Raw genomic sequence first — 18,526 nt, forward strand, 5'->3', positions numbered from 1 at the left:
CTGCCGTAACAGGCCGTATGCAACAGGTACCGGGAGGACTCTCGAAGACTCCTCCCGGACGCCTACAGCAGAATGTGTTTGCCGTTATTTACTTCTTCTTACCGCCGACTTTACCGGCCTTACCAGCCTTGCGGCGCACGGCCTCGCCAGCATAGCGGATGCCTTTGCCTTTATAAGGCTCGGGCTTGCGGATGTGGCGAATGTTGGCCGCCAACTGACCAACCGCGTGCTTGTCGATGCCAGTAACGCTGATGCGGGTCGCCTTGCTGGCGGGATCAGGCGCTTCAAGCTTCAACTCGATACCCTGAGGGGCCTGAACCTCCACCGGGTGCGAGTAACCGACCAGAATGATCAGGTTCTTCCCCTGCTGGACGGCGCGATAACCCACACCATGGATCTCAAGCATCTTGGTATAACCAGTGGTCACACCCACAACCATGTTGTTAATCAACGTGCGATACAGGCCATGCTTTGAGCGATGCTCTTTGCTATCCGAAGGGCGGGTCACCGTCAGCGTGCCGTCCTCCAGCTTCAGTTGAAGCTGAGGGTCGACCTGCTCAGACAGCGTACCCTTGGGGCCTTTAACCGTCACGAGATTGTCTTCGGTCCAGTTCACCTGCACCGCTTGCGGGACAGTGATAGGAGCACGTCCAATACGCGACATTCTAACCTCCCTTTACCAAACGTAGCAGATGACTTCGCCACCCACGCCCTGTTTGTAGGCGCTAGCGCCAGTCATCAGGCCCCTGGATGTCGATACAATCGAGATACCGAGGCCACCACGCACGCGGGGAATGTCGGTCTGTTTGCTATAGACTCGCAGACCAGGCTTGCTCACGCGTTTGAGCTGCGTCAGGACAGGCTTCTTCTCCACATAGCGCAGCGTCAGGCGCAGCGTTCCCTGTGGATTATCCTTCAGGATCTCGATATCTTTAATGTAACCTTCTTCTTTCAGCACGCGCGCAATCGCCAGCTTCATTTTCGACGCTGGAATGAGTACGCGAGTATGTCGTGCTGTAGCCGCATTACGGATGCGCGTCAGCATATCCGCAATGGGATCAGTCATGTTCATGGAACATCCTCCACTAAGTTTCCCAGGCAGCTTGACGCTCAGATACAGCGACGCTGCTCTGTAGTCATCAAAGCCAACTGAAACAATTCGCGACTACAATCTACCAGCTCGATTTTGTGACGCCGGGTAGCTCACCGCGCAACGCCCGTTCGCGGAAGCAAATGCGGCACAGGCCAAACTTTCTCATATATGCACGGGGTCGCCCGCAAACCTGACAGCGATTGTGATGCCGCACCTCAAACTTGGGCTTGCGCTGCGACTTAATGATCATTGATATTTTTGCCATCGCGCCCTCCAGCGTTACTTCTTAAAGGGCATGCCCATTAGTGCGAGCAATCTGCGCCCCTCTTCATCTGTGCGAGCCGTAGTGACGATACTCACTTCCATGCCGCGCAGCTTGTCTACTTTATCGTAGTCGATCTCTGGGAAGACCAGTTGTTCGCGCAGTCCCAGAGTATAGTTACCGCGGCCATCGAAGGCATCAGCCGAGATGCCCTGGAAGTCACGGATACGTGGCAGCGCGACGTTGATCAGCTTGTCGAGGAAGTGGAACATGCGCGTACCGCGCAGTGTCACCATACAGCCAATCGGCATCCCTTCGCGTAGTTTAAACGCGGCCACCGAGCGCTTGGCACGTGTCACGACCGGGCGCTGACCAGTAACGGTCGCCAGGTCGGCAACGGCGGCATCCATAGCCTTGGCGTTCTGGATGACTTCGCCCATGCCAATATTAACAACAACCTTGTGAATGCCAGGAACCTGCATTGGATTAGCGTAGTTAAACTCCTTATGCAGGGCCGGCACAACCTCTTGACGATATTTTTCTTTCAAGCGTGATGCCAACATAATGCTTAACTACTCCTCGTCCGGTCCTGAATGACTTTGCCACACTTTTTGCAGACGCGAACCGAGCGTTCTTTGTCGCCCATGACGCGACGGTCATGACCAACGCGTGTAGGCTCGCCGCACTCTGTGCACTTCAACATAACGTTCGAGACATGCAATGGCATTGCCTTTTCGATGATGCCACCCTGGCGGGTCTGCCCCTGCGGTTTAACGTGCTTCTTCACGACGTTCAAGCCCTCAACAATTACCTTGCTGTCCTGGGGCAACGCTCGCGAAACCGTTCCTTCTTTATCCTTATCCTTGCCTGTGATGATCAAAACGGTGTCACCCTTTTTGATGCTCATCTTCGCAAGGTGCAGGGGTTTCTTCTCTTTCTTTTTTACTGACATCTTTCCCCTCGTTATAGCACTTCTGGCGCGAGTGAGACTAGTCTCATAAAGTTCTTCTCACGCAGTTCGCGAGCTACAGGGCCAAAGATGCGGGTGCCCCTGGGATTGTTACCGGGAGCCAGGATAACTGCGGCGTTTTCATCGAAACGGATATGCGAGCCATCACGGCGGACATATTCCTTCGTCACACGCACGACCACAGCATTCACTACTTCGCCCTTTTTTACCTGTCCGTTCGGAGTCGCGACTTTCACTGAGGCTTTGATAATATCGCCAACCTCAGCGTAGCGCTTGGCCGAACCGCTCATCACGCGGATACACATGATCTCTTTAGCGCCGGTGTTATCGGCGACTTTCAAGCGTGTCTGCGGCTGAATCATCTGTTCGTCCCTCTCTTAACTCTATTCGGCAGACTTTTCAGCTTCCGCGGATGATTCGCTCTGCGTCAGGTTGGGATCAACCTCAGCCAGAACTTCTGCAACCGGGACGATACCACTTCCGCTCTTTACGATCTCGACCAGGCGCCAGCGCTTAAGCTTGCTCATGGGACGAGTCTCCTCGATGCGCACAACGTCGTCAATCTGACACTGGTTGTTCTCATCATGAACATGGAAGTGTTTCGTCTGCTTGTATGTTCGCTTATAGATACGATGCTTCTTCAAGGACTCGACCGATACAACAATGGTCTTGTCCATTTTATTGCTAATTACTCGCCCGACCTTCTGGACGCGGCGCACTGAAGGCGCCGCGGTCGAGCTAGTAGTGGCTACTCGCTCTGTCATGATTATTCACTCTCCAACATCGTCAGGCGATGCAACAAGCGTGCAATATCTTTCTTGGTGTTCGCGAAGACGCGGTTGTCTTTGACTTCACCGCGCTGCTGCTGCAAGCGGAGGTTAAAGAGCTTCATACGAAGTTCCTGAATCTCTTTGCGCGCCTCGCCCTCGCCCATCTCGCTAATTTGCTTGCGACGTTCGTTAAGCTTCGACACTCTCCGCCTCCCCTTTAGTAATAAAGCGGCACTTGACAGGCAGCTTGTGGATAGCAAGGCGGATGGCTTCCTTCGCGATCTCTTCGCTGACGCCACCGATCTCGAAGATGATGCGTCCAGGCTTCACCACGGCAACCCAGTGATCGACCGCACCTTTACCGCTACCCATACGGGTTTCGGCGGGCTTGGCGGTAATAGGTTTGTCGGGGAAGACGCGGATCCAGACTTTACCACCACGCTTCATATAACGCGTCATCGCGATACGAGCGGACTCGATCTGACGCGCCTCCATCCAACATGGCTCCAGAGCCTGGAGGCCAAAATCGCCGAAGGCAAGCGTTGCGCCGCGAGTGGCTTCGCCTCTCATACGCCCACGATGTTGGCGACGGTACTTTGTTCTTGATGGTGCCAATAACATGGCTTCGCTCTCCTCTTATTCGCCCTGAGTGGACTCGGTAGGCCCAGCCGGTGGCTGCTGCGGCTGCTGCTGCTCGGCCGCTGGCTGCTGACGCTCGCTCTGTGGACGTGGCGCGCGCTCGCCCTGTGGGCGTGGGGCGCGCTCGCCCTGCGGACGAGGCCCGCGTGGCGGTCGATCTCCCTGCGGACGAGGTCCACGCTCTCCCTGCGGACGAGGTCCGCGCTGGGGGCGCTCACCACCACGTGGTCGGTCTCCCTGAGGACGCTGACCGCGTGGGCCGCCCTCGCCTCTGCGGCGATCAGGACGGCGTTCGCCAGACTCACGCGGGGCGGTAGGTGCAAACAGATCCACGGCCTCCGCGCTTTCGCGACGGCGGCTTGGCAGAATGTCCCCGCGATAGATCCACACTTTTACGCCAATCACACCAAAGGTGGTGTGTGCCTCGGCCAGGCCATAATCGATGTCGGCACGCAGGGTATGCAGAGGAACCTTGCCCTCAACCTCTTTCTCGGTGCGAGCAATTTCCGCGCCACCCAGGCGACCACCAGCGATTACCTTGATGCCCTTCGCGCCAGCACGCATCGACTTCTGAACCGCCTGCTTCATCGCACGACGGAAAGAGACGCGCTTCTCAAGCTGATCGCAGATGCTGCGACCAACCAGGTACGCGTCCAGCTCAGGCTGGCGGATCTCGACGATCTCAACGCGCACACGCTTCTGCGTTTTGGCCTCAAGGTGAGCCTTCAGTCTCTCTACCTTTTCACCACTCTTACCGATAACAATACCGGGTTTGGCGGTGTTGATCTTTACCAGCACCTGTTTGGGGGCTGCGCGCTCGATCTCAATTTTTGAGACGCCCGCGTCAACCTTGGCCCCATGAGCACTGGAAAGCTCTTTGTTGATCATACGGCGGATCTGGAAATCCTCCGCCAGGATATCTTTGTAGTTGTTCTCAGCGTACCAGCGTGACTGCCATGATTCCCAGCCTTTGATGACGCCAAGCCGGAACCCTATTGGGTGTACCTTGTGTCCCAACTGTGTCCTCCTTAATTAACGGCCCGCGTCAGCAGGATCGTCAGAAACAATCACTGTCACATGGCAGAAGCGGCGCAAAATACGAGCCGCGCGGCCATGAGAGCGTGGCTTTACACGCTTAATGCGGAATGAATCGTCCGCGACAATGTTCAAAATGTATAGATCATCGGGATTGAGACTGTAGTTATTCTCCGCGTTCGCCGCAGCCGAGGCGACAACCTTGCGTACAGGTGTCGCGCCAGCATTGGGCAAATACTGGAGAATAGCCAGAGCCTCATTTACGCGAAGCCCCTTCACCGCATTCGTCACCAGACGCATTTTGCGCGGCGAAATTCCGATGTCTTTTGCAATAGCTCTGACTTGCATCTCTACCTCACCGAAGTGGTCTTCTCACTTTTGCCGCCCGCATGACCACGATAATGCCTTGTCGGGGCAAATTCACCAAGTTTATGACCAACCATGTTCTCAGTAATATAAATCGGCACATGGGTCTTCCCGTTATGCACACCGATGGTCATACCAACCATCTCGGGGAAGATCGTCGAAGCGCGTGACCAGGTCTTGATCAAGCGGCGGTCGCCGCTTTTGCGCATGACAAGCACCTTTTTTCTGAGAGACTCGTGTATATATGGTCCCTTTTTTCTTGAGCGCGACATTCCTTACTTCCTCCTGCCCGCATTGCGACGGCGAACAATGAAGCGATTGGTTCTCTTGTTCCGACGAGTCTTGAAGCCCATTGCAGGCTTGCCCCAGGGCGTCTGTGGCTTACCACCAATGGGTGCACGGCCCTCACCACCACCATGAGGATGGTCTCGTGGGTTCATTACCGAACCGCGGACGGTCGGGCGGCGCCCCAGGTGGCGCGAACGACCGGCCTTACCGATGCTAATGTTCTCGTGATCAAGGTTACCGACCTGGCCAATGGTCGCCATGCACAGAATATGCACATTGCGCAGCTCTCCAGAGGGGAGGCGCAACAAGGCGTAATCGCCCTCTTTCGCCATCAACTGGATACCAACACCAGCGCCGCGTGCAAGCTGACCACCGCGGCCACGCTCCATCTCCACGTTGTGAACCGTGGTACCGGTCGGGATGTTCTTGAGGGGCAGGGCGTTACCAACACGGATATCCGCGTCAGGGCCAGCCTCTACACGATCCCCAACCTTAAGGCCCAGAGGAGCAATGATGTAGCGCTTCTCACCATCTAGATAATGCAACAGAGCAATATTGGCAGAGCGGTTTGGATCATATTCGATCGCCGCGACCCGGGCTGGGACACCAAACTTGTTGCGCTTGAAATCGATGATACGATACGCACGCTTTGCGCCACCGCCACGATGGCGGGTCGTAATTTTACCCTGATTGTTGCGACCAGAATGCTTCTTCAGCGAAACAGTCAGCGACTTCTCAGGCTTTGTCTTTGTAATCTCCTCGAATGTCGAGACGGACATGCCACGACGCCCAGGAGACGTTGGTCGATACTGTCTGATTGGCATCTCTTATATCCCTTACGCCTTCATTGCGTCGATTGTCTGTCCTTCTTTGAGGGTGACAATCGCCTTTTTCCATTCACGAGCCTCGACTGGACGCGGGGCCGCTCCACGCCGACGGATCGAGCGCGGCTTACCAGGCATACGCATCGTGTTGACATGCGTCACGTTGACTTTGAAAAGCGTCTCGACCGCGCGGCGTATATCAACTTTGGTTGCAGTTTTCGCCACTTCAAAGGTATACTGATTCTGCTCTTGCAGCTTCACCGTTTTCTCGGTGATGATACCTCGGCGTAGTATCTCTGTGATTTCCACAGTATGTTCCTCCTCGCCTACGCTTCGCTACTGGTCTCCGCTGCTGTAGCTTCGTCGGCAATCTTAAGGGTGGCTTCTTCAGCGCTCAACCCCTCACCAAAGACCAGCTCAATCCAGCGCACAGTCTTGGGTGTCATGACGATATAATCATGCTTCAGCAGTTCAACAACGTTGATCGAGGAGACATGTTGGACTTTCGCCGAAGGAATGTTACGCGTAGATAATACGACGTTCTCATCGCGCTTCGGCAACATCATTAGGACCTTTTTCCCCTCGCTTGATGGAAGCTTATTCAGCAGTTCAAGCATGTCCTTTGTGCGGGGAGTCTCCATTTCAAGCTTGTTCACAATGATCAAGCTCTGGTTCGCCACTTTGTCCGAGAGCACCGAGCGGATTGCCAGGCGGCGCATCTTCTTGGGCACATCGTGGTGATATGGATGAGGCTTCGGACCAAAGACGGTACCGCCGCCACGAAACTGAGGTGCGCGGGTGCTACCCTGACGAGCACGACCCGTACCCTTCTGTCTGTAAGGCTTTTTATTGCCGCCCGAGACTTCGGCGCGAGTCTTGGTTGAAGCATTGCCTTGACGGCGATTGACCAGTTGCGCGGTAACGACCTGGTGCAAAACCGCCATGTTGGGAGTGACCCCGAACACCTGCTCGCTCAGCTCGAGCTGTTCTACGGCCTCTCCGGCCATGTTATACACTGTAGTCGAGGGCATTTCGGTTACCTCATCACATGCTTCTTAATCGTGAGCAAGCCGCCATTGGCGCCAGGTACCGAACCCTTTACCACCAGCAGATTGCGCTCAGGATCAGATTGAACTATTTGCAGTTTCTTTACTGTTACGCGCGCATTTCCCATGCGACCAGCCATGCGTGTGCCCTTCAAGACACGGCCTGGAGTCGTACCAGAACCGATGGAACCCGGGGCTCTCAAGCGGTCTGACTGACCATGCGTGCGAGGACCACCGCGGAAGCCATGACGCTTGACACCACCCTGGAAGCCCTTACCTTTGGTAATGCCCACGATGTCAACGATCTCGCCGTCGGTGAACAGGCTAGCATTAAAGCTATGTCCCAGCTCAATACTCCCCAGGTCCACACCTTCCTGCAATCCTACTTCGCGCAACACTTTGAAAGGGCCAAGTTCTGGTCCTGGGCGGCGCTGGCGGTTCTCTCTGATCTTGAGCAACTTGCGTACTTGCTTGCTCTGCTTCTCTTCTTCTTTGTTCTCTTCGCTCTTTGCCTGCTGGTCATGCGTCTGCAATGCCTTGCGCTGTCCCTTCAGCAATGGCAGGCTATGACCAAGATGTCCCAGTTCAGGACGGGTTGAGTGCTTAAGGGTGGTCTCTTCAAAACCAATCTGCACTGCCTCATACCCATCACGGGACACCGTTTTGACCTGTGTTACGATGCAGGGGCCGACTTCAATTACAGTGACCGGAATGACGGTGCCGTTTTGGCCAAACACCTGGGTCATGCCGACCTTCCTGCCCAACAATGCATCTAGCATATTCTTTTACCTCTTCATACTGTAGGCATCTGAATACTCAGTCCACCAGCGTCTCTCGTGTTAAGAGATCGAGCATTAACGCTCTTTTTCCACCCTCCATGTCTCACAAAAAGACACACAAAATGGTTCCCATCCCTGCAACGATGGCTTTCTCGCGCTTCTTCAGATGACCTCGCTGCTCACACAGCCTCCGGCAAGCCTTAAAGATCTTACACGGAAACCAACGCCACTTTCGTGGCTAGCGCTTCGCGCTCAGGTTTCCGAAAGGTAGTAAGATGAGTGCTTCGCTTGCCAGAATGCTCATAAGCTAGAGCTTGATCTCAATGTCTACACCTGCGGGCAGATTCAAATGAGTCAGGGCCTCGACAGTCTTGTTAGTATGATCGACGATGTCAATCAAACGCTTATGCGTGCGAATCTCGAACTGGTCGCGTGCATCCTTATCAATGAAGGGTGAGCGCATAACCGTGTACTTGTCGATTTTCGTAGGCAGTGGCACTGGCCCCGAAACGCGTGCGCCAGTGCGCTGGGCAGCATCCACAATCTGCATCGCAGACTGGTCGAGAATGCGGTGGTCAAACGCCTTCAGGCGAATGCGGATGCGCTGTTTTGATCCCGTAGCCATGAATACTTTTCTCCTGACAGGTTCCCGACAGCCAGAGAGGCTGTTACCAGCCTCTCTTTTGCTATAGGGTTTCCCCTGATCTTATGCAAGAACCTTGGTGCAGATACCAGCGCCAACGGTACGACCGCCTTCGCGGATGGCGAACTTCACGCCCTCTTCCATCGCGACCGGCTGGATCAACTCGACCGTCATCTCAATGTTGTCGCCAGGCATAACCATCTCCACGCCTTCAGGCAGCTTGATCGATCCCGTCACGTCCGTGGTACGGACGTAGAACTGAGGGCGATAGCCGTTGAAGAATGGCGTATGGCGGCCACCCTCTTCTTTCGAGAGGACGTAGACCTGCGCCAGGAAGTTCTTATGGGGCTTGATCGAACCCGGCTTGGCCAGCACCTGGCCGCGCTCGATGTCCGCACGCTCAATACCGCGCAGCAGACAACCAACGTTGTCGCCCGCCTGGCCCTCATCCAGCGTCTTCTGGAACATCTCCACACCTGTGACAACCACGGTGCGGGTCTCTTCCTTCATACCAATGATCTCGATGTTCTCGCCAACTTTGACGATACCACGCTCGATACGGCCCGTGGCCACGGTACCGCGACCCTTAATGCCGAAGACGTCTTCCACTGGCATCAGGAACGGCTTGTCGGTCGCGCGAGGAGGCGTGGGGATGTAGGAGTCCACCGCATCCATCAGCTCCCAGATGCACTTGGCTGCCTCGTCGTTGCGCGAGAGGTCGCCTTTGCTCTCCAGGGCTTTGAGCGCTGAACCGCGGATGATAGGAACATCGTCGCCAGGGAACTGGTACTTCGAGAGCAACTCCCGAACTTCCAACTCGACCAGCTCGAGCAACTCCTCGTCTTCCATCATGTCGACTTTGTTGAGGAAGACCACCATCGCGGGAACCTCAACCTGCTGCGCCAGCAGAACGTGCTCGCGCGTCTGAGGCATAGGACCATCAGGAGCACTCACGACCAGGATCGCGCCGTCCATCTGCGCGGCACCAGTGATCATGTTCTTGATGTAGTCAGCGTGACCGGGGCAGTCCACGTGAGCGTAGTGGCGCTTCTCGGTCTGGTACTCCAGGTGCGCGATTGAGATGGTGATACCACGCTCGCGCTCCTCGGGGGCCTTGTCGATCTGGTCGAAGGCGGTATATTTCGCAAGCTGAGCGGAGGCCAGGGTATGGGTGATGGCCGCGGTCAGGGTCGTCTTGCCGTGGTCGATGTGACCAATTGTACCCACGTTAACGTGGGGCTTTGTGCGCTCGAACTTCTGTTTTGCCATGTTTTATCCTCTTAATTTTTCCATCCCCTACTTTACCGTAGGAGTTTATCTTCTCAGTGCAGACTCATGCCCTGGCCCGGTAGGCCTGTCCCTGAGTTCGGCACCGGGCAGGTCCTTCTACATCCTACCCTTTAATTGGGTAGTAAGCCAAAACACGCAAAGAAGATTGTACTCTTTTCGAGTCCTTGCTGACAAGTAGATAGGGAGGTTTGGGGGATCATCCCTGACTTTTCCACCACTTATACACCATAAGCCGCGTATGTTCAGTATACGCTGGCAGCTATATGGTCACAACCACGAAGCTACCAACCCCACCCAAAACCTTTTTTCTCAGCCACCCGCCGTTTGAGGCGCATTGCCACCACAAACGGCGGGCACTTAAACAAATTTGACTACGATCTGCTCAGATTAGCGGCTCGATTTGGCGATAATCTCGTCGGCAATGTTCTTTGGAACGGGATCGTAGTGGGAGAATTCCATCGAGTAGCTGGCACGACCGCTGGACATCGAACGCAGCTCGTTCACGTAGCCGAACATCTCGGACAGGGGAACATTAGCTTTGACGACGTTCGAGTCAGCACGGGTCTCCATACCAAGAATGGTGCCACGGCGGCGGTTGAGGTCGCCGATGACATCGCCATAGAAGTCCTCAGGTGTGGTGACTTCTACGATCATGATCGGCTCCAACAGCACGGGACCAGCTTTACGGACACCCTCTTTGACACCCATCGAACCGGCGATTTTAAAGGCCGCCTCACTGGAGTCAACATCGTGGTAAGATCCATCATACAGGGCAACTTTGACGTCGACGACGGGGAAGCCGGCGATAATACCGTTCTCCAGCGCCTCGCGCACACCCTGCTCGGTCGGCTTGATGTATTCCCTGGGGACCGTACCACCAACGACCTCGCTGACGAACTCGATACCCTTACCGCGCTCATTTGGCTCAACACGCAGCCAGACGTCACCGTACTGACCGCTACCACCTGTCTGACGGACGTGGCGACCCTGGGCCTGCGCGGTACGCGTAATCGTCTCGCGATAGGCCACCTGTGGGCGACCAACATTCGCCTCGACTTTGAACTCGCGGAAGAGGCGGTCCTGAATGATTTCCAGGTGCAGCTCACCCATACCCTTAATAATGGTCTGGCCAGACTCCTGGTCAGTATTAACGCGGAAGGTGGGATCCTCTTCAGCCAGTTTGCCCAGAGCAACGCCCATCTTTTCCTGATCGGCACGCGTTTTAGGCTCGATAGCGATCTCGATAACCGGCGTGGGGAAGGAGATCGACTCCAGGATGATCGGCTTGGACGAGTCGGAGAGCGTATCACCTGTGAAGGTGTTGCGCAGACCAACGGCGGCACAGATGTCGCCCGCGCGAATCTCATCGATATCTTCGCGGTGGTTGGCATGCATGCGCAACAGGCGACCAACACGCTCGGTCTTGTCCTTCGTCGTATTCTCGACCGAGGCGCCCTTCTTCAAGGTACCAGAGTAGACACGAATGTAGGAGAGGCGACCAACAAAGGGGTCCGACACGATCTTGAAGACCAGGGCGCTCAGGGGAGCGTTGTCATCAACCTCGCGCGTCTCTTCCTGCTCGGTGTCTGGGTTGATACCCACGGGTGACGCGATATCGATTGGCGACGGCAGATAATGCACGACGGCGTCGAGCATGGCCTGCACGCCTTTGTTCTTGTAGGAGCTACCACAGAGAACAGGCACCAGGGAGTTGGAGATGGTCGCCTTACGCAACGCGACATTCAGCTCCTCTTCGGAGATCTCTTCGCCCTCAAGGAACTTCAGCGTCAGCTCCTCGTCGGTCTCGGCAACGCGCTCAACCATGGTATCGCGATGCTGCTGCGCCTCATCCCTCAACGTCTCGGGAATCTCGCTAATGATTGGCGAAGCGCCCTTCTCGTCGGTGAAGGTTACGGATTTCATCGTGATCAGGTCGATAAAGCCCTTGAAGTTGCTCTCGCTGCCGAGAGGAACCTGGATGGGCACAGGAACGGCACTCAGACGCGTTCTGATCATATCAACCGTGCGCCAGAAATCGGCACCCGTGCGGTCCATCTTGTTGACGTAGCAGATACGAGGCACGTTATACTTGTTCGCCTGGCGCCACACGGTCTCAGACTGAGGCTCAACACCCGCGACGGCGTCGAAGACCACCACGCCACCGTCGAGTACGCGCAAGTTGCGCTCGACCTCAGCCGTGAAGTCTACGTGTCCAGGGGTATCGATGATGTTGAACTGATAATCATTCCAGAAGCACATAGTGGCCGCTGAAGTGATGGTGATACCACGCTCCTGCTCCTGCGGCATCCAGTCCATGGTCGCGCCGCCCTCGTGCACCTCACCAATGCGATGGATACGCCCGGTGTAGTAGAGGATACGCTCTGTGGTGGTCGTCTTACCCGCGTCAATGTGAGCGATGATACCAATATTGCGAATTTTATCGAGTGGGAATTCTCTAGCCATGATGTCTTTTTACCAGCGATAATGAGCGAAAGCCTTGTTAGACTCCGCCATCTTGTGAGTTTCCTCACGCTTTTTAATAGTGGAACCTTGTCCCGCCGCCGCATCCATCAACTCGCTAGCCAGCTTATCCGACATCGACCTGCCGTTTCTTGTGCGAGCAGCACGAATCAACCAGCGCATTGCCAACGCGTTACCACGATCCTTGCGGACTTCCACAGGGACCTGGTAGGTGGAACCACCAACACGACGGGGCTTAACCTCAATACTGGGTGTCGCATTCTTCAATGCCTGATCAAACACCTCAATAGATGGGCGCTTCTGCTTTATTTCAATGGCTTCCAGCGCATCGTAGAGAATACGCTCAGCCAGGCTGCGCTTTCCATCAACCATCATTTTGTTAATGAAGCGAGCCACGTTACGGCTTCTGTATTTTGCATCCGGCACATCGGGCCGTCGCACCACTCTCTTACGTCTTGGCAATTTCTGCCTCCCTTTCAGCCATTCAGATACGAAGCAACCACATTCTAGAATTACTTCGGCCACGGTGGATAGTTTTCACATCCCACTAACCCAAATTCCCTACTGTTGTTGCATCTCTTCGCTCTGAATGCGATGTTGTCCTCTCGTCAAGCCATAGAACCGACGCTCACGCGTCTAGCGCAAGATATACTCCCTATTAGGAAACCTGAGCGCGAAGCGCTAGTTACGCCAGTGACGTTGGTTTCCGCATAAGATGATACTTGTGTCTCACAAGAACTCCCCCGCTCCGCATTAGCCAGAAGGAGTTTACAGACACCAGAAAAGGCGTCGAGCCTAATGATTAAGGCTATTTCTTGCGTTTCGCCTTAATCTCTCTCTGACGCCTACACGCGGGCGCCTTTCCCTTTTTCCCTCACGTCCTTGAGAGGAGACGTTCTGAGAATCATAGCCACGACGAGATAACTCATGCGTCGCACTGGCTATGTACCAGGAGGACACCCGACTATCACCGTAAGTCGCCCCACGGTGACCGTGATAACCACCCCGCTTACGCTATAGCAGGGAATTGGCGCGAAACTTGATGGCCACTCCAGTTTACCCTGGCCTTCCCATCAAGCCGCGGCTTGCGGGCAATACTGACGCAGCCAGACCAGCTTAGCGTTTCCCCTTCGCTGGCGCTGCTGCCTGTCCGGGCTTCGGACGCTTCGCCCCATACTTTGAGCGACCCTGACGGCGCTTGGAGACGCCATCGCTGTCAAGTGTACCACGAACGATATGGTAACGCACACTCGGCAGGTCCTTCACGCGACCACCGCGGATCAGGACAACAGAGTGCTCCTGTAGGTTGTGACCTTCACCAGGAATGTATGCGGTGACTTCCATCTGGTTCGAGAGACGAACGCGAGCAATCTTACGCATCGCCGAGTTCGGCTTCTTCGGGGTCATGGTACGCACCTGGGTGCATACTCCACGCTTCTGTGGAGATCCGCGCAGACGCGAGGTTTTATTCTTTAGCGCGTTGTAGGAATACAGCAGCGCTGGGGCCTTCACTTTTTTCTGCTTTTGTTTGCGGCCCTTTCGGATCAACTGATTGATTGTCGGCAAGGAAAGGTCCTCCCTGTCCCTATAAAAGAATGACTGCAAGCGCGGATAGCAAAGTTGCTACCCGCGACTTTTTATCACATATACGCGGTTGCATATAATATCACTCATTGTCCCCGCTGTCAAGTGTCAGCCCAAGGGTACCACTGGCAAAACCATCCCCCAGGCTCTCACTCGCGCTGCCAGCCACGACTCCAGCAACCACGGGAGTCTGCTGCGCCGCGATGCGCGCGGCCGCCGCCTGCTGGCGTGCGATCTGCTCCTTACGGCGCTGGGCAATGCCTGAACCCGCCGGAATGAGCTTACCAATGATGACGTTCTCTTTCAAACCAACGAGGTGATCGGTCTGGGCCTCAATCGCCGCCTCTGTCAGCACCCTTGTGGTCTCCTGGAAGGAGGCCGCAGCCAGGAAGCTGTCAGTATTGAGCGAGGCCTTAGTGACACCCAACAACACGGTTGTAGCGGTGGCGGGTTCTCCACCCTCGGCCAGGACGCGCGCGTTGGTCTCATCATAATGGAAGCGATCAACCAGGTCGTTTGGCAACATGTCGGTGTCGCCAGAATCCTCTACCTTGATGCGGCGAAGCATCTGGCGGACGATAACTTCAATGTGCTTGTCGTTATTGTACACACCAGTATTACGGTACACACGCTGCACCTCTTTGACCAGGTACAACTGCACCGCCTCACGTCCCTGGATACGCAGAACATCCTGTGGATCACGCTGGCCAGAAGTGATGGGCGTGCCCGCCTGAATCTTCTGTCCATGCTCCACGGCGATGCTACGTGCCGCTGGCACTGCATAAGTGCGCTCGTCATGCTCCTCAAAGCGAATCGAGAGCAACCCATTCGCGCCAATGTTGATCGTGCCATCCGTGCGTGCCATGACCGGAACCGGCTCACCGCCCTTTTCCGCAGGCATCAACGCGATCACCTGGTCCTTGACGACCTGGTCCTGGTCGTTGACCAGTACCTTGGTTTTCGCGGGCATGATGTACTCATCAAAGAAGACGTTACTGGCAACCACGCGTACGGTACGCTGGTTTGTGTTCTCGTCTTTAATGATCTCGGCAACGCCGTCGATCTCACTGATCTCGGCTTTGTCCTTCGGTACACGCGCCTCGAACAGCTCTTCAACGCGTGGCAGACCCAGCGTGATGTCACCCTGCGCACCTGCGATACCACCAGTGTGGAAGGTACGCATGGTGAGCTGCGTTCCCGGCTCACCAATCGATTGAGCGGCGATGATACCGACCGCTGCACCGATGTTGGCCAGCGCGTTCGCTGCCAGGTCGCGACCATAACACTTGCGGCAGATGCCCCGGCGTGCCAGGCAGTTCAAGACGGAGCGGACACGCACCTTCTTGACGCCCGCGGCCACGATCTCTTCGACCATTTCCTCGGTTATCTCATCACCAGCTTCCATGTGCTCCAGGCCAGGAATTGACTCGGACAGCACACGACCCAGCAGGCGCGTCCCCAGGTTGTCGAGACCCATTTCCTTGGAGTCCTCATCGGTTATGAGAATACCCTCGGTCGAGCCACAATCTTCCTCGGTGACGATGACATCCTGCGCGACGTCGATCAGGCGACGGGTGAGGTAACCAGATTCCGCGGTACGTAGCGCGGTGTCAGCCAGACCCTTACGCGCGCCGTGACTACTGATAAAGTACTCCAACACGCTCAAGCCTTCGCGGAAGTTACCACGAATTGGCACCGGGATAATACGGCCCGACGGGCTGGCCATCAGACCACGCATACCGGAAAGCTGACGGATCTGCTGGAACTTCGCTTTGGTCGCGCCAGACTTCGCGATGGTGAAGATCGAGCCGTAGGGGTCCAGCGTCGCTTCAACCATCTTGGTGACTTTATCGGTCACCTCGTTCCAGGTCTCAATCGTCTGCTGGTACTTCTCGTTCTCGGTGATCAGACCGTCGCGATACTGCTCTTCCAGCTCAGCAATCTTGAGATCGGCCTTCGCCATCTCTTCCTGCTTCTCAATCGGCACTTTGACGTCGCTGATGGCGACAGTTGCACCGGCTTTGGTAGCGTAGGAGAAACCAAGTCGCTTGACCTCGTCGGCCAGCTCGGTGGTCTTCACGCGACCATAGTACTTGAAGCAGTCTGCGATCACCTGGCGCAGATTCTCTTTCTTCATCGCATAGTTGCGGTAGCGCAAGCGCTCAGGCAACGCCTCGTTGAAGATGAGACGGCCAACAGTGGTCTCAACAAGCTTACCAGCCGCACTCATCGATGGCTTGGCGGGCGGAGGATTGTCATAGACCTCGACATCGCCAATGCGCACTTTGATACGCGCCTGTAGCTCTACAATGCCTTGAGAGTAGGCCAGCAAGGCCTCGGTGGCGTCAGTAAAGCGCCGCCCCTCACCCTTCTTGCCAGGGCGATCCTGCGTCAGGTAGAAGCAGCCAAGCACCATATCCTGGCTGGCACCAATCGAAGGCTCGCCATGGGCCGGTGAGAGCAGGTTGCGCGTTGACATCATGAAGCGACGCGCCTCGTCCTGCGCCTTATCGGACAGGGGCACGTGCACGGCCATCTGGTCACCGTCAAAGTCCGCGTTAAAGGCTGAACAGACGAGCGGGTGCAACTGGATCGCGCTACCCTCAACCAGGACGGCTTCAAAGGCCTGAATACCCAGGCGGTGCAGCGTTGGCGCGCGGTTGAGCAGGACGGGGTGATTCTTAATCACCTCTTCCAAGACGTCCCAAACCTCAGGCTTGACACGCTCAACAAAGCGCTTGGCGCTCTTGATGTTGTGGGCAAAGTTCTGCTCCACAAGCTTACGCATGACGAACGGCTTGAAGAGCTCCAGCGCCATACGCTTGGGCAGGCCACACTGGTGCAGCTTCAGGTCAGGACCAACCACGATAACCGAGCGACCAGAGTAGTCAACGCGCTTACCGAGCAGGTTCTGGCGGAAGCGGCCCTGCTTACCCTTGAGCATATCAGAGAGGCTCTTGAGCTTGTGGTTACCCGAGCCAGCCACGGCACGACCACGACGTCCATTATCAATCAGGGCGTCGCAGGCCTCTTGCAGCATGCGCTTCTCATTGCGAATAATGATCTCAGGCGCGCCCAGTTCCAGCAGACGCTTGAGACGATTATTGCGGTTGATCACGCGGCGATAGAGGTCGTTCAAGTCGGATGTCGCGAAGCGACCACCATCCAACTGCACCATCGGGCGCAGGTCAGGCGGCAGCACTGGCAACACGGTCAGGATCATCCATTCAGGCGAGGTGCCCGACTTGCGGAAAGCCTCAACAACCTTCAGGCGCTTGGTAGCCTTCTTGCGACGCTGGCCAACCGTCGAAATGATCTCATGCCGCAGGTCATTAGAGAGCTTCTCCAGGTCGATGGCTGCGATCAGCTCGCGCACGGCCTCCGCACCCATACCGGCACGGAAGACGCTGCCAAAGGACTCCCTGAGTTCGCGATAGCGATTCTCCTGCAATAGGTCAAGCTTTTTGAGACCTTCCAGATCACGGCGCATGTTGTCCAGGCGTGTGCGGGACTCGCTACGCTCGCGCTCCAGTGTCAACTGTGCCGTATCGATCTGGCCCTGGTACTCAAGGCCAAGGCGGTCGGCCTCGCGCTTGCTCTCAGAGAGAGCGGCCTCAATCTCGCGACGCGCCTGCTCGGCGATAGCGTTACGCGACGACTCGGCAACCCGCTCCAGCGTATCCAGGTGCTTGGGCGAAACGGTCTCACCCGAGCGGACGATGACGGAATCGGTGGGCATGTAGATGATATCGTTGTCAGTCGCCTGGTTCATCAGGTCGCGCAGTTCAGAGAGCGTCTCGCTCTCGGCCCGGCGCGCGTTATCCAGGTCCTGCTCACGTTTCTCTTCGATGCTCTTACGGTCAAGCGTAGAGAATTGCTGCTCACTATCGCGAATGGCGGTGTCGCGCTTCGACTTGAGGCTATTGACGCGATCAACGACCTTCGTATCAAGGTCCTGGTCGAGCTGCTGCAACTCTTCGTCGATGCGCATCAGCTCGCGCTGACGCCCCTCTTCGTCGATATGTGTGACGACATACAGAGCAAAGTAGAGAATGCGCTCCAGGTTACGTGGTGACAAATCAAGCAGCAGGCCAATGCGGCTTGGCGTGCCCTTGAAGTACCATATATGGCTGACGGGCGAAGCGAGTTCGATGTGGCCCATGCGCTCGCGGCGAACCTTTGAGCGCGCAACTTCTACGCCACACTTATCGCAAACGATGCCCTTGAAGCGAACTCTTTTATATTTACCACAGTAGCACTCCCAGTCCTTGGTGGGGCCAAAAATGCGTTCGCAGAAAAGGCCATCCTTCTCGGGCTTGAGTGTACGATAGTTGATGGTTTCCGGTTTCGTGACCTCACCATAGCTCCAGCCACGAATCTGCTCAGGGCTGGCAAGGCTGATACGGATAGCGTTAAAATCGTTGACTTCGAGCATGCTACCTCCTGGGGTAAGGGC

21 protein-coding genes and 1 pseudogene are annotated in these 18,526 nt (G+C 55.9%); all 22 read right to left on the reverse strand.

The features are described 5' to 3' along the window. Nucleotides 1-88: 88 nt before the first annotated feature. Nucleotides 89-664, reverse strand: coding sequence for a 50S ribosomal protein L6 (gene rplF, locus KTE_RS12065; protein WP_201370464.1), 576 nt, complete (start codon nt 662-664; stop codon nt 89-91). 12 nt (nt 665-676) lie between these two features. Beyond that, on the reverse strand, nt 677-1,072 hold the full coding sequence (gene rpsH / locus KTE_RS12070) for a 30S ribosomal protein S8 (protein WP_007908563.1): 396 nt from the start codon (nt 1,070-1,072) through the stop codon (nt 677-679). Between the two features lie 100 nt (nt 1,073-1,172). Continuing rightward, entirely contained in the window at nt 1,173-1,358 is a 186-nt protein-coding gene (locus tag KTE_RS12075) for a type Z 30S ribosomal protein S14 (RefSeq protein WP_007908564.1), read from the reverse strand. Nucleotides 1,359-1,372: 14 nt separating this feature from the next. Beyond that, nucleotides 1,373-1,918, reverse strand: a complete 546-nt coding sequence (rplE, locus tag KTE_RS12080; protein WP_201370463.1) for a 50S ribosomal protein L5 — start codon at nt 1,916-1,918, stop codon at nt 1,373-1,375. Nucleotides 1,919-1,923: 5 nt separating this feature from the next. Then, nucleotides 1,924-2,307 (reverse strand): 50S ribosomal protein L24, encoded by a 384-nt coding sequence (gene rplX, locus KTE_RS12085; protein ID WP_374226775.1) that lies wholly within the window; start codon nt 2,305-2,307, stop codon nt 1,924-1,926. Nucleotides 2,308-2,318: 11 nt separating this feature from the next. Further along, entirely contained in the window at nt 2,319-2,687 is a 369-nt protein-coding gene (gene rplN / locus KTE_RS12090; protein ID WP_007908574.1) for a 50S ribosomal protein L14, read from the reverse strand. Nucleotides 2,688-2,708: 21 nt separating this feature from the next. Then, nucleotides 2,709-3,089, reverse strand: a complete 381-nt coding sequence (rpsQ, locus tag KTE_RS12095) for a 30S ribosomal protein S17 (protein WP_007908576.1) — start codon at nt 3,087-3,089, stop codon at nt 2,709-2,711. A gap of 2 nt (nt 3,090-3,091) precedes the next feature. Continuing rightward, complete coding sequence (gene rpmC / locus KTE_RS12100) at nt 3,092-3,298, reverse strand: 50S ribosomal protein L29 (protein ID WP_201370462.1); 207 nt, start codon at nt 3,296-3,298, stop codon at nt 3,092-3,094. Beyond that, on the reverse strand, nt 3,285-3,716 hold the full coding sequence (rplP, locus tag KTE_RS12105; protein WP_007908579.1) for a 50S ribosomal protein L16: 432 nt from the start codon (nt 3,714-3,716) through the stop codon (nt 3,285-3,287). The genes rpmC and rplP overlap by 14 nt, the downstream gene beginning before the upstream one ends. 294 nt (nt 3,717-4,010) lie before the next feature. Then, nucleotides 4,011-4,751, reverse strand: a pseudogene (gene rpsC / locus KTE_RS12110) (30S ribosomal protein S3); the annotation flags it as partial. A 15-nt stretch (nt 4,752-4,766) separates the two neighbouring features. Next, nucleotides 4,767-5,117, reverse strand: coding sequence for a 50S ribosomal protein L22 (rplV, locus tag KTE_RS12115; protein WP_007908582.1), 351 nt, complete (start codon nt 5,115-5,117; stop codon nt 4,767-4,769). 2 nt (nt 5,118-5,119) lie between these two features. Then, nucleotides 5,120-5,407 carry a 30S ribosomal protein S19 gene (gene rpsS, locus KTE_RS12120; protein WP_201381295.1) on the reverse strand — a complete coding sequence of 96 codons (288 nt, stop codon included), beginning with the start codon at nt 5,405-5,407 and terminating at the stop codon, nt 5,120-5,122. A gap of 3 nt (nt 5,408-5,410) precedes the next feature. Then, nucleotides 5,411-6,247 (reverse strand): 50S ribosomal protein L2, encoded by an 837-nt coding sequence (gene rplB / locus KTE_RS12125; RefSeq protein WP_201370459.1) that lies wholly within the window; start codon nt 6,245-6,247, stop codon nt 5,411-5,413. Between the two features lie 12 nt (nt 6,248-6,259). Next, on the reverse strand, nt 6,260-6,556 hold the full coding sequence (rplW, locus tag KTE_RS12130; RefSeq protein WP_007908592.1) for a 50S ribosomal protein L23: 297 nt from the start codon (nt 6,554-6,556) through the stop codon (nt 6,260-6,262). Nucleotides 6,557-6,573: 17 nt separating this feature from the next. Next, nucleotides 6,574-7,278 carry a 50S ribosomal protein L4 gene (rplD, locus tag KTE_RS12135; RefSeq protein WP_201370458.1) on the reverse strand — a complete coding sequence of 235 codons (705 nt, stop codon included), beginning with the start codon at nt 7,276-7,278 and terminating at the stop codon, nt 6,574-6,576. Nucleotides 7,279-7,283: 5 nt separating this feature from the next. Further along, a complete protein-coding gene (gene rplC / locus KTE_RS12140; RefSeq protein WP_201370457.1) occupies nt 7,284-8,072 on the reverse strand; it encodes a 50S ribosomal protein L3 in 789 nt (262 codons plus the stop codon). 307 nt (nt 8,073-8,379) lie between these two features. Then, nucleotides 8,380-8,697 (reverse strand): 30S ribosomal protein S10, encoded by a 318-nt coding sequence (gene rpsJ / locus KTE_RS12145; RefSeq protein ID WP_201370456.1) that lies wholly within the window; start codon nt 8,695-8,697, stop codon nt 8,380-8,382. Between the two features lie 81 nt (nt 8,698-8,778). Further along, a complete protein-coding gene (tuf, locus tag KTE_RS12150) occupies nt 8,779-9,984 on the reverse strand; it encodes an elongation factor Tu (protein ID WP_201381297.1) in 1,206 nt (401 codons plus the stop codon). Between the two features lie 408 nt (nt 9,985-10,392). Then, nucleotides 10,393-12,468, reverse strand: a complete 2,076-nt coding sequence (gene fusA / locus KTE_RS12155; protein ID WP_201381299.1) for an elongation factor G — start codon at nt 12,466-12,468, stop codon at nt 10,393-10,395. A gap of 9 nt (nt 12,469-12,477) precedes the next feature. After that, nucleotides 12,478-12,948, reverse strand: a complete 471-nt coding sequence (gene rpsG, locus KTE_RS12160) for a 30S ribosomal protein S7 (protein ID WP_007908611.1) — start codon at nt 12,946-12,948, stop codon at nt 12,478-12,480. 654 nt (nt 12,949-13,602) lie between these two features. Beyond that, entirely contained in the window at nt 13,603-14,052 is a 450-nt protein-coding gene (gene rpsL / locus KTE_RS12165; protein WP_007908613.1) for a 30S ribosomal protein S12, read from the reverse strand. Nucleotides 14,053-14,152: 100 nt separating this feature from the next. Next, nucleotides 14,153-18,505 (reverse strand): DNA-directed RNA polymerase subunit beta', encoded by a 4,353-nt coding sequence (gene rpoC, locus KTE_RS12170; protein WP_201381301.1) that lies wholly within the window; start codon nt 18,503-18,505, stop codon nt 14,153-14,155. Nucleotides 18,506-18,526 lie beyond the last annotated feature (21 nt).

The sequence above is a fragment of the Ktedonobacter sp. SOSP1-85 genome, assembly GCF_016587415.1.
In the GTDB taxonomy this organism is placed as follows: Bacteria; Chloroflexota; Ktedonobacteria; order Ktedonobacterales; family Ktedonobacteraceae; genus Ktedonobacter.

Excerpts from the sequence above, each read along its gene's own strand:
- tuf (WP_201381297.1), bottom strand. The coding sequence starts at position 9,984 with ATGGCAAAACAGAAGTTCGAGCGCACAAAGCCCCACGTTAACGTGGGT.
- rplX (WP_374226775.1), bottom strand. The coding sequence starts at position 2,307 with ATGTCAGTAAAAAAGAAAGAGAAGAAACCCCTGCACCTTGCGAAGATG.
- rplF (WP_201370464.1), bottom strand. The coding sequence starts at position 664 with ATGTCGCGTATTGGACGTGCTCCTATCACTGTCCCGCAAGCGGTGCAG.
- fusA (WP_201381299.1), bottom strand. The coding sequence starts at position 12,468 with ATGGCTAGAGAATTCCCACTCGATAAAATTCGCAATATTGGTATCATC.
- rplC (WP_201370457.1), bottom strand. The coding sequence starts at position 8,072 with ATGCTAGATGCATTGTTGGGCAGGAAGGTCGGCATGACCCAGGTGTTT.
- rplB (WP_201370459.1), bottom strand. The coding sequence starts at position 6,247 with ATGCCAATCAGACAGTATCGACCAACGTCTCCTGGGCGTCGTGGCATG.
- rpsJ (WP_201370456.1), bottom strand. The coding sequence starts at position 8,697 with ATGGCTACGGGATCAAAACAGCGCATCCGCATTCGCCTGAAGGCGTTT.
- rplP (WP_007908579.1), bottom strand. The coding sequence starts at position 3,716 with ATGTTATTGGCACCATCAAGAACAAAGTACCGTCGCCAACATCGTGGG.
- rplE (WP_201370463.1), bottom strand. The coding sequence starts at position 1,918 with ATGTTGGCATCACGCTTGAAAGAAAAATATCGTCAAGAGGTTGTGCCG.
- rplV (WP_007908582.1), bottom strand. The coding sequence starts at position 5,117 with ATGCAAGTCAGAGCTATTGCAAAAGACATCGGAATTTCGCCGCGCAAA.
- rplD (WP_201370458.1), bottom strand. The coding sequence starts at position 7,278 with ATGCCCTCGACTACAGTGTATAACATGGCCGGAGAGGCCGTAGAACAG.
- rpsH (WP_007908563.1), bottom strand. The coding sequence starts at position 1,072 with ATGAACATGACTGATCCCATTGCGGATATGCTGACGCGCATCCGTAAT.
- rplN (WP_007908574.1), bottom strand. The coding sequence starts at position 2,687 with ATGATTCAGCCGCAGACACGCTTGAAAGTCGCCGATAACACCGGCGCT.
- rpsQ (WP_007908576.1), bottom strand. The coding sequence starts at position 3,089 with ATGACAGAGCGAGTAGCCACTACTAGCTCGACCGCGGCGCCTTCAGTG.
- rpsS (WP_201381295.1), bottom strand. The coding sequence starts at position 5,407 with ATGTCGCGCTCAAGAAAAAAGGGACCATATATACACGAGTCTCTCAGA.
- rpoC (WP_201381301.1), bottom strand. The coding sequence starts at position 18,505 with ATGCTCGAAGTCAACGATTTTAACGCTATCCGTATCAGCCTTGCCAGC.
- KTE_RS12075 (WP_007908564.1), bottom strand. The coding sequence starts at position 1,358 with ATGGCAAAAATATCAATGATCATTAAGTCGCAGCGCAAGCCCAAGTTT.